We start from the raw sequence: 13,444 nt of genomic DNA on the forward strand, positions 1-13,444 counted from the left end.
TCATGACACACGCTTCAACCGCCCCGCTAACTTTAATAGCACCTGCAAAACTTAATTTATTCCTTCATATAAATGGTCGCCGTGAAGATGGCTACCATGAACTCGAAACCTTATTTACCTTTTTAGAGTTTGGTGATGACTTAACATTTACTGTCAACAACGAGCCAGATATTTCTGTAACCGGTGATACAAACGGTATTGAGCTTGCAGATAACCTTATATATAAAGCAGCCCGTTTATTACAACAACACTGTAATTGCCAACAAGGCGCTTCAATAAAGCTATTAAAACGTTTGCCTATGGGCGGCGGTGTTGGCGGCGGCTCATCTGATGCCGCCACTACCCTACTTGCTCTTAATAAACTATGGGGCTGTGATTTATCACTTACAGAATTAGCAGAGCTTGGGGTGAAATTAGGCGCTGATGTACCGGTATTTATAAATGGTCACACTGCCATTGCGCATGGTATTGGCGAGCAACTAGAAAATGTTGAATTACCGCAAAGTTGGTTCTGTGTGGTGCATCCAGGGCAGCATGTGAGCACCGCGAAAATTTTTACCCACCCAGATTTAAAGCGCGACACACCTAAGCTAAAAGCAGACTGGCAAACAGAAAATTTAGGCAATGATTGTGAGGCTTTAGTTAAAAAGCTCTGCCCCGAGGTTGAAAAAGCCCTGCAGTGGTTGCTAAAATACGCCCCGTCAAAGATGACTGGTACAGGCGCTTGCTGCTTTGCTGAGTTTTCAACCGAGGCACAAGCACAACAAGTTTTAGCTCAATTACCAGAAAAATGGACAGGTTTTGTTGCAAGTAGTGCTACACTTTCTCCTGCTCATACAGCATTAAATGCTCACTTTGAAATGAAGTAACGTACAAGTAAATGTTAACCTGCTTTGGTGCCCACCATAGCCTGTTAGTCCCAAAATTCAGTGCCTGAGGAACCCTACCGTGCCTGACATGAAGCTCTTCGCTGGTAACGCAACACCTGAGCTAGCTCAAAAAGTTGCAAAACGTTTGTATATTGAATTAGGCGATGCTGTTGTTGGCCGTTTTAGTGACGGTGAGATCAGTGTTCAAATTAATGAAAATGTTCGTGGCTCTGACGTTTTCATTGTCCAATCAACCTGTAACCCTACTAACGATAACTTAATGGAGCTTATCGTTATGGTTGATGCCCTACGTCGTGCGTCTGCTGGACGTATTACAGCCGTTATCCCTTACTTTGGTTATTCACGTCAAGACCGCCGCGTGCGTTCTGCTCGTGTACCAATTACAGCTAAAGTAGTTGCAGATTTCCTTTCAAGTGTTGGTGTTGACCGCGTTCTAACGGTTGATTTACACGCTGAACAAATCCAAGGTTTCTTCGACGTACCAGTTGATAACGTATTTGGTAGCCCAGTTCTACTTGAAGATATGAAAGAACGCGACTTCGATGACGTTGTTGTTGTTTCTCCTGATATCGGTGGTGTTGTTCGTGCTCGTGCAATCGCTAAGCTATTAAACGACACAGACCTTGCAATTATCGACAAGCGTCGTCCACAAGCAAACGTTTCACAAGTAATGCACATTATTGGTGACGTTGAAGGTCGTGACTGTATCATCGTTGATGACATGATCGATACCGGTGGCACTTTATGTAAAGCAGCAGCAGCGCTTAAAGAACACGGTGCAAAACGCGTATTTGCTTACGCTACTCACCCAGTACTTTCAGGTAATGCAGCTGAGAACATTCGTAACTCAGTCATTGACGAAGTTATCGTAACTGACTCAATCACACTATCTGATGAGCTTAAAGCAATTGATAAAATCAAAGTGCTTACACTTGCAGATATGCTTGCTGAAACAATCCGTCGTATCAGCAACGAAGAATCTATTTCAGCGATGTTTGAACACTAATCAACATTACTGCAATACTAAAAAAGCACCGTCTAGGTGCTTTTTTTGTAGTCGTTATTTATTTTCCCCGAAAGGGGTGGTATGATAGCGCGCCTTTTGGCTGGGGACCTTGGTCGCAAAGGCCCTAAGACTATTAATTATTGGAGACATTATGTCAACTTACACATACAATGCAGAATTACGTACAGAAACAGGTACTGGTGCGAGCCGCCGCCTACGCCGTGAAGATAAAGTTCCTGCAATCCTTTACGGTGCTGACAAAGAAGCTGCATCAATCGTTCTTGCACACAAAGATATGATCAAAGCGCAAGAAGACGAAGGTTTCTACACGCACATCCTTACTTTAAACATCGGTGGCGAGTCAGTTGAAGCTATCCTTAAAGATATTCAACGTCACCCGTACAAGCCTAAGATCACTCACTTAGACTTCCAACGTGTAGATGCTACTCACAAACTTCACACTAAAGTGCCAGTACACTTCATCGGTGAAGAGAAAGTAACTAAAGCTGGTAACACTGTTGTTCACCAATTAACTGAAATCGAAATCACGTGTCTTCCTAAAGCACTTCCTGAGTTCGTTGAAGTTAACGTTTCAGACTTAGTAGCTGGTGATTCAATCCACCTTTCTGACCTTAAACTTCCTTCAGGTGTTTCATCTGTTGAGCTAACTAAAGGCGCTGATCACGATCAGTCAGTTGTTACTGTTAAAGCTAACAAAGCAGCTCCAGCTGAAGAAGAAGCTTCAGAAGACGCTGCAGAATAATTTTTAAGGTGTAAACACCTTGAATTCTATTCAAATGCTTGTGGGCCTGGCTAATCCAGGCCCCGAATACGCAAACACACGCCATAATGCAGGTGCTTGGTTCATCGAAGAACTGGCTGCACGTTATAACTGCACACTCAAACATGATCCTAAATATCACGGCCTCACCGGCAAAGTGATTATTCAAGGCCAAGAATTTAAATTACTGATCCCTACAACTTATATGAATTTAAGTGGTAAGGCGGTGAGTAGTCTCGCTAATTTCTTTAAAATCCCTGTTGAGAACATTCTCGTTGCTCATGACGAAATGGACTTAGATCCTGGGATTGCAAAACTTAAAAAAGGTGGCGGCCACGGCGGTCACAATGGTTTAAAAGATATTATTGCGAAAATGGCAAACCAAAAAGATTTCATGCGCCTTCGCATAGGCATTGGTCATCCAGGCCACCGAGAAATGGTAACAGGCTGGGTGCTAGGTAAAGCCGCGAAAGACGATCAAGAAAAAATGGACGCCGCCGTTGACGAAGCAGTTCGTTGTATAGAAATACTTGCAAAAGATGGTGTGTTAAAAGCACAAAACAGACTACATTCATTTAAACCTTAATCCGTTTTAATGAAATTACACAAGGTATCTTACTATGGGTTTTAAATGTGGCATCGTTGGTTTGCCAAACGTTGGTAAATCAACTCTATTTAATGCACTAACTAAAGCGGGTATTGAAGCCGCTAACTTCCCTTTCTGTACCATTGAGCCTAACACGGGTGTGGTACCGGTTCCTGATGCGCGCTTGAATGATTTAGCCGCTATCGTAAATCCTCAGCGTATTTTACCAACGACGATGGAATTCGTTGATATTGCCGGTCTAGTAAAAGGCGCATCGAAAGGTGAAGGTTTAGGTAACCAATTCCTAGCAAACATTCGTGAAACAGATGCGATTGGTCACGTTGTCCGTTGTTTTGAAGACGAAAACATTGTTCACGTTGCTGGCACAATTGACCCTGCTGATGATATCGAAGTAATTAACACTGAATTAGTACTTGCTGATATGGACAGTGCTGATAAAGCGATTGTTCGTAATGCTAAAAAAGCAAAAGGCGGCGACAAAGACGCTAAAGAGCAAAATGCTGTTTTAGAAAAAGTAAAAGTACACTTAGATGAAGGTTTAACGTTACGTTCTTTAGAACTAACAAAAGAAGAAAAAGCAGCAATTAAGCCACTTAACTTCTTAACAATCAAACCTACCATGTACATTGCGAACGTGGCAGAAGATGGTTTTGAAAATAACCCTTACCTAGACAAAGTACGTGAAATTGCCGCTGCAGAAGACGCAGTTGTTATTCCAGTATGTGCAGCGATTGAATCTGAGTTATCTGAACTTGAAGAAGAAGATAAACTAGAATTTATGGCTGACCTAGGTTTAGAAGAACCAGGTCTTAACTTAGTGATCCGTGGTGGTTACGAGTTACTTAAATTACAAACCTACTTCACTGCTGGCGTTAAAGAAGTACGTGCATGGACAATCCCAGTAGGTGCGACTGCACCACAAGCTGCGGGTAAAATCCACACTGACTTTGAGCGTGGCTTTATCCGTGCACAAACTATCGCATTTGACGACTACATTGAGTTTAAAGGCGAAAGCGGTGCTAAAGAAGCTGGTAAGATGCGTCAAGAAGGTAAAGAATACATCGTTAAAGACGGCGATGTGATGAACTTCTTATTTAACGTATAAGCATATTCGTTCATTCGATTACAAAAGGCTCGTTATTACGAGCCTTTTTTATTGCCTAAATATTCCTAAAACATTAAAGCATGGTGAGTAATACCTCTGCTTGTTCTTTTTAGTGATGTACGGTGTTATTTATGCTTAACAGTAAATCGCATTAATAAATACGTCGAAAGCAAATGAGTGATAACAACTGTCAATTAGAGGGGATTTAAAAACTCGCTAGCAATTTTGCGACCTATTGACTGCTCGATTAGCAAATTGTGGGTATTATAAAAGTAAAAACTAGGCCGATTAATCGCAAATTTCCCTGTATAAAATCATTCGCTTTTCATTTTTTGCAGTTAAACACGTTAAAAAAACACACTTACTAATTTTGAAACTTGATTTTTGTATGAAAATCAAGCAACTTTAAATGTGCGTTTTAAAACTCTTATTATGTATTTGGGAATTAAACTAATAAATTGCAGTCAAAAAAACAGCAATTTAAATGAAATTTCGCCACTTAGCTTAATTTTAATGCAAACAAACACTGATAAGCATTTTTTTGCAAAAAAGGTGTTGACGGATTTAGGTCATATCAGCATAATACGCCCCGCACTCAGCGATGAAGTGCTAACAAAAAAGATGGCTAAGTAGCTCAGTTGGTTAGAGCACATCACTCATAATGATGGGGTCACAGGTTCAAATCCCGTCTTAGCCACCATTCTTTTTGTTGCTCAATGAAGAGTTTAAAATAACTACCAGTACTTTAAGTACGAATGATGCGGGAGTGGCGGAATTGGTAGACGCGCTGGATTTAGGTTCCAGTAACTTCGGTTGTGAGAGTTCAAGTCTCTCCTTCCGCACCATGTTCTTGATAAGAACTCAAACTATCAAGCTTTTGTTGGGATATCGCCAAGCGGTAAGGCAGCAGGTTTTGATCCTGCCATTCCCAGGTTCAAATCCTGGTATCCCAGCCACGATGGCTAAGTAGCTCAGTTGGTTAGAGCACATCACTCATAATGATGGGGTCACAGGTTCAAATCCCGTCTTAGCCACCATTCTTCTTTTAGAATGGCTCTGCAGGAGTTAAAGCTGCACTCAATGAAGAGTTTAAAATAACTACCAGTACTTTTAGTACGAATGATGCGGGAGTGGCGGAATTGGTAGACGCGCTGGATTTAGGTTCCAGTAACTTCGGTTGTGAGAGTTCAAGTCTCTCCTTCCGCACCATGTTCTTGATAAGAACCAAAACTATCAATTTATTCTTTGTTGGGATATCGCCAAGCGGTAAGGCAGCAGGTTTTGATCCTGCCATTCCCAGGTTCAAATCCTGGTATCCCAGCCACTTTCTCTACCAAGAGAGTGAATAAGATAACTCACGCTAAGAGTTTAAATTAGCAAACCCTTTGATGCGGGAGTGGCGGAATTGGTAGACGCGCTGGATTTAGGTTCCAGTAACTTCGGTTGTGAGAGTTCAAGTCTCTCCTTCCGCACCATGTTCTTGATAAGAACCAAAACTATCAAATTATTCTTTGTTGGGATATCGCCAAGCGGTAAGGCAGCAGGTTTTGATCCTGCCATTCCCAGGTTCAAATCCTGGTATCCCAGCCACTTTCTCTACCAAGAGAGTGAATAAGAAAACTCACGCTAAGAGTTTAAATTAGCAAACCTTATGATGCGGGAGTGGCGGAATTGGCTGGTGTCTTGATTAGACGCTGGATTTAGGTTCCATTACTATACACTTGCATCACACAATGTGCGGGAGTGGCGGAATTGGTAGACGCGCTGGATTTAGGTTCCAGTAACTTCGGTTGTGAGAGTTCAAGTCTCTCCTTCCGCACCATGTTCTTAAGTAGAACTAAAACTCTTCAAGTTTAGCGTTGGGATATCGCCAAGCGGTAAGGCAGCAGGTTTTGATCCTGCCATTCCCAGGTTCAAATCCTGGTATCCCAGCCAACTACTTACTTCCCTTTCAAGTTTCAAGTTTCAAGTTTCAAGTTTCAAGTTTCAAGTTTCAAGTTTCAAGTTTCAAGTTTCAAGTTTCAAGTTTCAAGTTTCTCCAAAGTATATTCGGTAATTTTTAGCACAATTAGCACAAAAAAAACGGGCTAATTTTCATTACCCCGCTTCTTTATCTTTTGTACAATTAATTTTTTACGATTAACTTAATGTCCCGCTAATCGCATACTTTAAAACCCAGTTCTTTGCAGGGCCTGTGTTATTAGCAAGCTTTAAAAACTTACTGCGAACCCAACTTAGTGGTTTAATCTCGTTTGAAAAACCAAAATAACATGCATCCATCATGCTCATCATTAGTAAATTAGCGTGGCGGCGTTTTTTCTCATAGCGTTTCAATAACGCTTGCTGACCAACATCAGGTTGATCTGCCAAAATATCTGCCAGTGCTACAACATCTTGAAACCCTAGGTTCACACCTTGCCCAGCGAGCGGGTTAATTGTGTGCGCCGAATCACCCACCAAAACTAAACGTCCGTGCGAGTAATCATTGGCATGTTGGCGTGCAAGTGGAAAAACAGCATGCTCAAGTAATTCAAAGTCACCCGGTAGTTCAGGAAAATGGTCAATGAGCTTTGCTTCGAGTTGCTCATTCGACAACTTTTGCCACTGCTTTAAAACTGCAGCATCGTGATAACAAATTAAATTAGCATAAGGCGCCTGCATCGGTAGAAACGCCACAGGCCCGGTTGGCGTAAATTGTTGCCACGTTTTTACCTGCTGCGGGGCATCTAATTTGATTAACACGCCCATGCAATGCTGGCCATATTGCCAACCCGTTACACCTAAACCAGCTTTATTTCGCAATTGTGACTGTCCACCATCTGCAGCAACAACTAAATCAGCGGTATATTGAGTATCGCCATAATGTAAGGTGATTGAATCAGCCGTTTGAGTAATATCCGTGATGGCAGATAACTGCTCTATCACTTCGATGTTGTACTTGGCGAATTGCTGCCAAAGACTTGCTTGAATTAAATTATTTTCGATTAAATGACCTAAATGCGTTTCGCCAATCTCATGGCTATCAAACAATAAATTCTCGCCTTGTTGCTGGTAGGCCTCTAATTGTTGATAGGGTGCGATACGATTTTGTCTTAGTAACGGCATTGCACCAAGCTCATCAAGTAAATTCTCTGAAAAACGATTAATAGCCGAAATGCGAATATCTACCTTATCTGAGCTTAAAATTTGATCAGCATCGATAAGGTGCTTTTCAATAACGGTGACATCCCTACCCTGCTTGGCCAGTTTTACAGCAGTAGCAGCACCTACCATGCCGCCACCGACAACAATTACCTTATTTTTATTCATTTAATATTCGCTCATTTGGCTATTTAAATACGGGATAAATTGTAACGTAATTCAATATTGCGTGTCAGTGCATTTACTGCTTATGAATTTCAAAACAGTGACTTGTTTGATTTCACACCACAAAGATAAAAACTATACTTGGATCTGTGCGGGTATCCAGCTAAAATACGCGTCCTTTAAGTCGGCATACTTGCCACTTAATCCTGTTTCTAACACATTTTTGTGTCACTACCGAATTGAAAACGAGGCTATATTTCAATGAGTAAAAAGCTGCATATTAAAACCTGGGGTTGTCAGATGAACGAGTACGACTCTCAGAAAATGGCTGATCTACTAGATGCGACTAACGGCTATCAGTTAACTGAAGAAGCTGAAGACGCTGACGTGATCTTACTCAATACCTGTTCAATCCGTGAAAAGGCACAAGAGAAAGTATTCCATCAGCTTGGCCGTTGGAAACTATTAAAAGACGACAAACCTGAGTTAATCATTGGTGTTGGTGGCTGTGTTGCATCGCAAGAAGGTGACTCAATTCGTCAACGTGCGCCGTTTGTTGATGTAATCTTTGGCCCGCAAACATTACACCGCTTACCTGAAATGATTAAGCAAGTGCAAAGTGGCGACAGCAGCTCGGTAGTTGACGTTTCATTCCCTGAGATTGAAAAGTTCGATCGTTTACCTGAGCCAAAAGCGGAAGGCCCAACTGCGTTTGTATCAATTATGGAAGGTTGCTCTAAATACTGTACATTCTGCGTAGTACCTTACACGCGTGGTGAAGAAGTAAGCCGCCCACTTGATGACGTCTTACTTGAAGTTGCCCAACTTGCAGAGCAAGGTGTTCGCGAAGTAAACCTACTTGGTCAAAACGTAAATGCGTATCGTGGTGAAACTCACGATGGTGAAATTTGTTACTTCTCTGATCTATTACGTTATGTCGCTGCGATTGACGGTATTGACCGCATTCGTTATACCACATCGCACCCAGTAGAATTTACGCCAGATATCATTGATGCGTATGCAGACGTACCTGAGCTTGTTGACCACCTACACTTACCAGTGCAAAGTGGTTCAGACCGTGTTCTTAACCTTATGAAACGTGGTCACACTGCACTCGAGTACAAATCTACGATTCGTAAGTTACGTAAAATTCGCCCTAACCTAAGCATGTCTTCAGACTTCATCATTGGTTTCCCTGGCGAAAGCAAAGCGGACTTTGAAGCAACTATGAACCTTATCAATGATATTGGTTTTGATATGAGCTTTAGTTTCATCTACAGTACGCGCCCTGGTACACCAGCTGCTGATTTACCAGATGACGTAACAGAGCAAGAGAAAAAAGAACGTTTATACATTCTGCAAAACCGTATCACGCAAATGGCGCAGCAAATCAGCCGCCAAATGTTTGATACCGAACAGCGTATCCTAGTTGAAGGTCCTTCTAAGAAGAACCCAATGGAATTACGTGGCCGTACTGAGAACAACCGAGTGGTTAACTTTGAAGGCCCTCACTCAGTGATCGGTCAATTCGTTGATGTACGTATTACAGAAGCATTGCCAAACTCTTTACGTGGTGAATTAATTCGTACAGAATCAGAAATGAACTTACGCCGTGATGTGGCACCTTCAGCTATTTTAAATAAAGCTGCTGAAGCTGAGGCCGCTACGGCCCCTAACGAAATTGGCGTTGCTACTTTCGTACCTTAGGGTGACACTTGGTGCAGGCACAGCCTGCACCCATCAATAGGAAGCAATTTTGAGTAATCAGTTAAAAACATTAGAGATTTATTTAGAACCCGCCGACAACAAACGCCTTTCATCTTTATGTGGTCCGTTTGACGAAAACATTAAGCAAATTGAACGCCGCCTTGGTGTTGAGATTGCACACCGTGATAATTTCTTCAGAGTAACCGGTAAACTGCACCTTGCAGCTGCGGCTGTTGAGATACTAAAAAACCTCTATATTGAAACTCAACCTATTCGCGGCCTGATTGGCGAGATTGAACCTGAAGCCGTACATTTGGCAATTAGCGAATCAAATGCGCTAGAGCAAGATGAAAACCCAGGTGTATATGGCAAAGACATGGTGATTAAAACTCGCCGTGGCGTTATTAAACCGCGCAATGATAATCAAGGCGTGTATGTTGCAAATATTTTGCATCACGATATTACCTTTGGTATTGGCCCTGCTGGTACAGGTAAAACTTATTTAGCGGTTGCTGCAGCCGTTGATGCCTTAGAGCGTCAAGAAATTCGCCGTATTTTGTTAACTCGTCCTGCGGTTGAAGCTGGTGAAAAGCTAGGCTTTTTACCGGGTGACTTAAGCCAAAAAATCGACCCGTATTTACGCCCTTTATACGATGCATTATTTGAAATGCTGGGTTTTGAACGAGTTGAAAAGCTAATTGAGAAAAATGTGATTGAAGTCGCGCCCCTTGCCTACATGCGTGGTCGTACGCTAAATGACGCGTTTATTATTCTCGATGAAAGCCAAAATACCACAGCAGAACAAATGAAAATGTTCTTAACTCGTATTGGTTTTAATTCAAAGGCGGTGATCACGGGTGATATTACACAAGTCGATTTACCGCGCGGTGCCCGCTCAGGCCTACGTCATGCCATCGAAGTATTAAACGGTGTCGATGAAATTAGCTTTAACTTCTTCCAATCACACGATGTGGTTCGCCACCCAGTTGTTGCCCGTATCGTTGAAGCTTATGAGCGTAACGATGAAGCAGAACGTTTAAAACGTGCAGAGAAGCAACGTCTGAAAGAAGCACAAGCAAACCAACAAGAAGCAAACTCGTGACCGAATTAGATTTACAAATAGCCTGTGAGTTTGACGACTTACCAAGCTTTGAACAATTCCAGCTATGGGCTGACAAAGCCCTTAGCAACTACCGTGAAGATGCAGAGCTGACTATAGTGGTCAGCGATGAAGCACAAAGCCAGCTGCTCAACAATGATTACCGCGGCAAAGATAAACCGACTAATGTCTTATCTTTTCCATTTGAAGCACCACCGGGCATTGAGTTACCTTTAGTAGGTGATTTAATCATTTGCCCGGCTATTGTTTTAGCCGAATCAATTGAGCAAGAAAAAACTTTTCACGACCATTTTGCCCATATGGTTATCCATGGATGCTTGCATTTACTTGGATTTGACCATATAAAGGACGAAGATGCACTTGAAATGGAAAGCATTGAAAAGCAATTACTTGCCGATCTGAACATCGCTGACCCATATCGAGACGATATTTAAATTAACGGAGCAATTAGACGCAATGAGCGACGACAACTCGCAAACTAGCCAGGGTTCTTCTGGCAAAACGTGGCTGGGCCGCATAGCCCAAATGTTGCAAGGGGAACCCCAGAATAGAGAAGAGCTGGTAGAAGTAATTGCCGATGCGCAAGAACGCGACCTTATCGACCCTGAAACCAAAGATATGATTGAAGGGGTGCTAGGTGTATCAGAGCTAAAAGTGCGGGACATCATGATCCCACGCTCGCAAATGGTAACCTTAGAGGTTGATACACCATTAGAAGAGCTATTACCTATGATGGTTGATTCAACGCATTCACGTTTTCCTGTGGTATGTGAAGACAAAGACCATGTTGAAGGTATTTTATTAGCAAAAGATTTATTACCACTGATCATCAACAAAGATGAGCAACTGCCTTCTTTACGTGAATATTTGCGTCCTGCAGTTGTAGTGCCTGAAAGTAAACGTGTAGACACGCTGCTTAATGAGTTCCGTCAACAACGTTACCACATGGCGATTGTTATTGATGAGTATGGTGGTGTGTCTGGTCTTGTCACTATCGAAGATATCCTTGAAATCATCGTGGGTGAAATCGAAGACGAGCACGATGAAAGTGAAGACCTACAAGATATTCGCCAAGTTGCAAAACACGTTTACGCTGTGCAAGCGCTGACTGAAGTTGATGACTTTAATGAGTATTTTAAAACTGGTTACAGCACCTCAGATGCTGACACCATAGGTGGTATTGTTTTACATGCATTTGGCCACATGCCAAGCCGTGGTGAAACAATCGAGGTAGAAGGCTTACAATTTAAAGTCACTAACGCAGATAACCGCCGTATCTTACAATTGCAAGTCACCATTCCAAAGGCTGATGATAACGACAGTGAAGAAACTGCTAACTAACCTAAGTCACCTTGCAAAAGATAAAAAAGCCTGGCTCGCACTTGTTGCGGGCCTCTTTTTAACCTTAAGTTACGCACCCTATAACCTATGGTTTATAACTTTTCTTTCCCTTGGTGCTCTACTCTACTGCATTAACCCTCTCGCAAACGGTAAATTAGCCGCTAAACAAAGTGCTAAATATGGCTTTATATTTGGTTTAGGTTGGTTTGGTGCAGGTATAAGCTGGGTGCATGTATCAATAGCGACCTTTGGTGGCATGCCATTAATCGCATCACTTTCGTTAATGGTGCTGCTTTGTGCTTATTTAGCCCTTTATCCTGCATTAGCTACTTGGCTGGCAACACGCCTTGCTACAGGCCCATATAGCTTTATATGTTGGTTGCTCGCCGCTATCGCAACAACAGAATACTTACGTGGCACATTGCTAACGGGCTTTCCGTGGCTGAGTTTTGGTTACACGCAAACAGACAGCCCACTTAATTTTTTAGCCCCAGTGATTGGTGAGTTTGGGATTACGCTTGTATGTATATTAATTGCGTTTGCTTTATATCGCCTAGCAAATAAAGATGGTAAACCTCTTATCGTCTCTGTAGCCCTATTTGCTGGCTTATATGCGATTGCAAGCAGCAGCCAGCTACACTACCAAGACAAAACCATTAAAACTGTACTAGTGCAGGGTAATATTAAACAGCATCTTCGCTTTGAACCGTCTGAGTTCTGGACGACTATGAGCAAATACCAAGATATGACTCGCCTGCATTGGAATGCTGATTTAATTGTTTGGCCAGAAGCTGCTGTGCCTGAGCTTGAAGCATTATCAACCGAATATTTAACAGGCCTTGATAGTGCCGCAACGTTTAATGACACCGCGCTTATTACCGGTATCGTTGATTACCAATACGACACGCGTAACATTTTTAATACTTTAATAGTGCTTGGTAAAAAAGAACACGATGACAGTGAAGGCCACTATCAATATTTAGGTAAAAACCGCTATCAAAAGCATCAGTTATTACCTATTGGTGAGTTTGTGCCGTTTCAGGACTTCTTGCGTCCAATTGCGCCACTGTTTGATTTACCTATGTCATCTTTCACTCGCGGCGATGAAGTGCAAAACAATTTACGCGCAAATGGTTTAAATATTTTACCGGCTATTTGCTATGAAATTGCCTTTTCTGAGTTGGTTCGTGGTAATTATCGCAGTGACTCCGACATTTTATTCACAGTGAGTAACGACGCATGGTTTGGTGACTCACATGGCCCGCATCAGCACATGCAAATAGCGCGTATGCGCGCCCTAGAGTTACAGCGCCCGTTGATCCGCGTGACCAACAATGGTACTAGCGCCGTTTACGACCCTATCGCTAAATCACAATTAGCTATGCCACAATTTAAAGCTGATGTACTTGAGGCCAATATCACTTTGATTAAAGGCGATAGTATTTATAGCCAATACGGCAATTGGCCTGTGTGGGCGGTGGTGATATTACTCGGTACTGTTGGTGTGCTTGCTAGGATTAAAAATAACAAGTAAAAGTTTAGACGACAGTTAAAGAGTGGTAACTCCACTCTTTAACTTAT

General features: G+C 42.3%; 11 protein-coding genes and 10 tRNA genes. 20 read left to right on the plus strand and 1 reads right to left on the minus strand.

Annotation, left to right across the window (positions count from 1 at the left end; genetic code table 11):
• Positions 1-2: 2 nt before the first annotated feature.
• From ispE to J8Z28_RS11350, 15 genes are all read left to right on the plus strand, one after another.
• On the plus strand, positions 3-869 hold the full coding sequence (ispE, locus tag J8Z28_RS11280; protein ID WP_250659441.1) for a 4-(cytidine 5'-diphospho)-2-C-methyl-D-erythritol kinase: 867 nt from the start codon (positions 3-5) through the stop codon (positions 867-869).
• 79 nt (positions 870-948) lie between these two features.
• On the plus strand, positions 949-1,896 hold the full coding sequence (locus J8Z28_RS11285; RefSeq protein ID WP_054551652.1) for a ribose-phosphate pyrophosphokinase: 948 nt from the start codon (positions 949-951) through the stop codon (positions 1,894-1,896).
• Between the two features lie 151 nt (positions 1,897-2,047).
• Positions 2,048-2,659, plus strand: a complete 612-nt coding sequence (locus J8Z28_RS11290) for a 50S ribosomal protein L25/general stress protein Ctc (RefSeq protein ID WP_054551653.1) — start codon at positions 2,048-2,050, stop codon at positions 2,657-2,659.
• 19 nt (positions 2,660-2,678) lie between these two features.
• Positions 2,679-3,263, plus strand: a complete 585-nt coding sequence (gene pth / locus J8Z28_RS11295; RefSeq protein WP_350338371.1) for an aminoacyl-tRNA hydrolase — start codon at positions 2,679-2,681, stop codon at positions 3,261-3,263.
• Positions 3,264-3,297: 34 nt separating this feature from the next.
• The gene (gene ychF, locus J8Z28_RS11300; RefSeq protein WP_054561818.1) at positions 3,298-4,389 is read left to right on the plus strand and encodes a redox-regulated ATPase YchF; all 1,092 of its coding nucleotides are present in this window, start codon (positions 3,298-3,300) and stop codon (positions 4,387-4,389) included.
• A gap of 623 nt (positions 4,390-5,012) precedes the next feature.
• A tRNA-Met gene (locus J8Z28_RS11305) sits at positions 5,013-5,089 on the plus strand.
• A 60-nt stretch (positions 5,090-5,149) separates the two neighbouring features.
• Positions 5,150-5,234 (plus strand) — tRNA-Leu (locus J8Z28_RS11310).
• 36 nt (positions 5,235-5,270) lie between these two features.
• Positions 5,271-5,345 (plus strand) — tRNA-Gln (locus tag J8Z28_RS11315).
• 4 nt (positions 5,346-5,349) lie between these two features.
• A tRNA-Met gene (locus J8Z28_RS11320) sits at positions 5,350-5,426 on the plus strand.
• 87 nt (positions 5,427-5,513) lie between these two features.
• Positions 5,514-5,598, plus strand: a tRNA-Leu gene (locus tag J8Z28_RS11325).
• 40 nt (positions 5,599-5,638) lie between these two features.
• Positions 5,639-5,713, plus strand: a tRNA-Gln gene (locus J8Z28_RS11330).
• 66 nt (positions 5,714-5,779) lie between these two features.
• Positions 5,780-5,864: transfer RNA gene (locus J8Z28_RS11335), tRNA-Leu, on the plus strand.
• Between the two features lie 40 nt (positions 5,865-5,904).
• A tRNA-Gln gene (locus J8Z28_RS11340) sits at positions 5,905-5,979 on the plus strand.
• Between the two features lie 147 nt (positions 5,980-6,126).
• A tRNA-Leu gene (locus J8Z28_RS11345) sits at positions 6,127-6,211 on the plus strand.
• A 38-nt stretch (positions 6,212-6,249) separates the two neighbouring features.
• Positions 6,250-6,324, plus strand: a tRNA-Gln gene (locus tag J8Z28_RS11350).
• A 204-nt stretch (positions 6,325-6,528) separates the two neighbouring features.
• Here the strand turns inward: J8Z28_RS11350 and J8Z28_RS11355 are convergent.
• The gene (locus J8Z28_RS11355; RefSeq protein ID WP_250659442.1) at positions 6,529-7,698 is read right to left on the minus strand and encodes an FAD-dependent oxidoreductase; all 1,170 of its coding nucleotides are present in this window, start codon (positions 7,696-7,698) and stop codon (positions 6,529-6,531) included.
• A 258-nt stretch (positions 7,699-7,956) separates the two neighbouring features.
• Here J8Z28_RS11355 and miaB point away from each other — a divergent pair, with 258 nt between their 5' ends.
• Genes miaB through lnt form a run of 5 tightly spaced genes read left to right on the plus strand, consistent with a single transcriptional unit; the run spans position 7,957 to position 13,397 of the window.
• Positions 7,957-9,402 carry a tRNA (N6-isopentenyl adenosine(37)-C2)-methylthiotransferase MiaB gene (miaB, locus tag J8Z28_RS11360; protein ID WP_250659443.1) on the plus strand — a complete coding sequence of 482 codons (1,446 nt, stop codon included), beginning with the start codon at positions 7,957-7,959 and terminating at the stop codon, positions 9,400-9,402.
• Positions 9,403-9,451: 49 nt separating this feature from the next.
• On the plus strand, positions 9,452-10,504 hold the full coding sequence (locus J8Z28_RS11365; protein WP_055020914.1) for a PhoH family protein: 1,053 nt from the start codon (positions 9,452-9,454) through the stop codon (positions 10,502-10,504).
• Positions 10,501-10,956: an rRNA maturation RNase YbeY gene (gene ybeY / locus J8Z28_RS11370; RefSeq protein ID WP_250659444.1), complete on the plus strand. Its 456-nt coding sequence runs from the start codon at positions 10,501-10,503 to the stop codon at positions 10,954-10,956. The genes J8Z28_RS11365 and ybeY overlap by 4 nt, the downstream gene beginning before the upstream one ends.
• Before the next feature lie 22 nt (positions 10,957-10,978).
• Complete coding sequence (gene corC, locus J8Z28_RS11375) at positions 10,979-11,863, plus strand: CNNM family magnesium/cobalt transport protein CorC (RefSeq protein WP_054551660.1); 885 nt, start codon at positions 10,979-10,981, stop codon at positions 11,861-11,863.
• Complete coding sequence (lnt, locus tag J8Z28_RS11380) at positions 11,844-13,397, plus strand: apolipoprotein N-acyltransferase (RefSeq protein WP_250659445.1); 1,554 nt, start codon at positions 11,844-11,846, stop codon at positions 13,395-13,397. Before corC ends, lnt begins: the two co-directional genes overlap by 20 nt.
• Positions 13,398-13,444: the final 47 nt, after the last annotated feature.

This window comes from Pseudoalteromonas sp. SCSIO 43088 (genome assembly GCF_023650795.1).
Lineage (GTDB): Bacteria > Pseudomonadota > Gammaproteobacteria > Enterobacterales > Alteromonadaceae > Pseudoalteromonas > Pseudoalteromonas shioyasakiensis.

What these genes read in the sequence shown, in the direction of transcription:
- ychF (WP_054561818.1), top strand. Translation starts at nt 3,298, where the DNA reads ATGGGTTTTAAATGTGGCATCGTTGGTTTGCCAAACGTTGGTAAATCA.
- corC (WP_054551660.1), top strand. Translation starts at nt 10,979, where the DNA reads ATGAGCGACGACAACTCGCAAACTAGCCAGGGTTCTTCTGGCAAAACG.
- J8Z28_RS11355 (WP_250659442.1), bottom strand. Translation starts at nt 7,698, where the DNA reads ATGAATAAAAATAAGGTAATTGTTGTCGGTGGCGGCATGGTAGGTGCT.
- ispE (WP_250659441.1), top strand. Translation starts at nt 3, where the DNA reads ATGACACACGCTTCAACCGCCCCGCTAACTTTAATAGCACCTGCAAAA.
- miaB (WP_250659443.1), top strand. Translation starts at nt 7,957, where the DNA reads ATGAGTAAAAAGCTGCATATTAAAACCTGGGGTTGTCAGATGAACGAG.
- J8Z28_RS11290 (WP_054551653.1), top strand. Translation starts at nt 2,048, where the DNA reads ATGTCAACTTACACATACAATGCAGAATTACGTACAGAAACAGGTACT.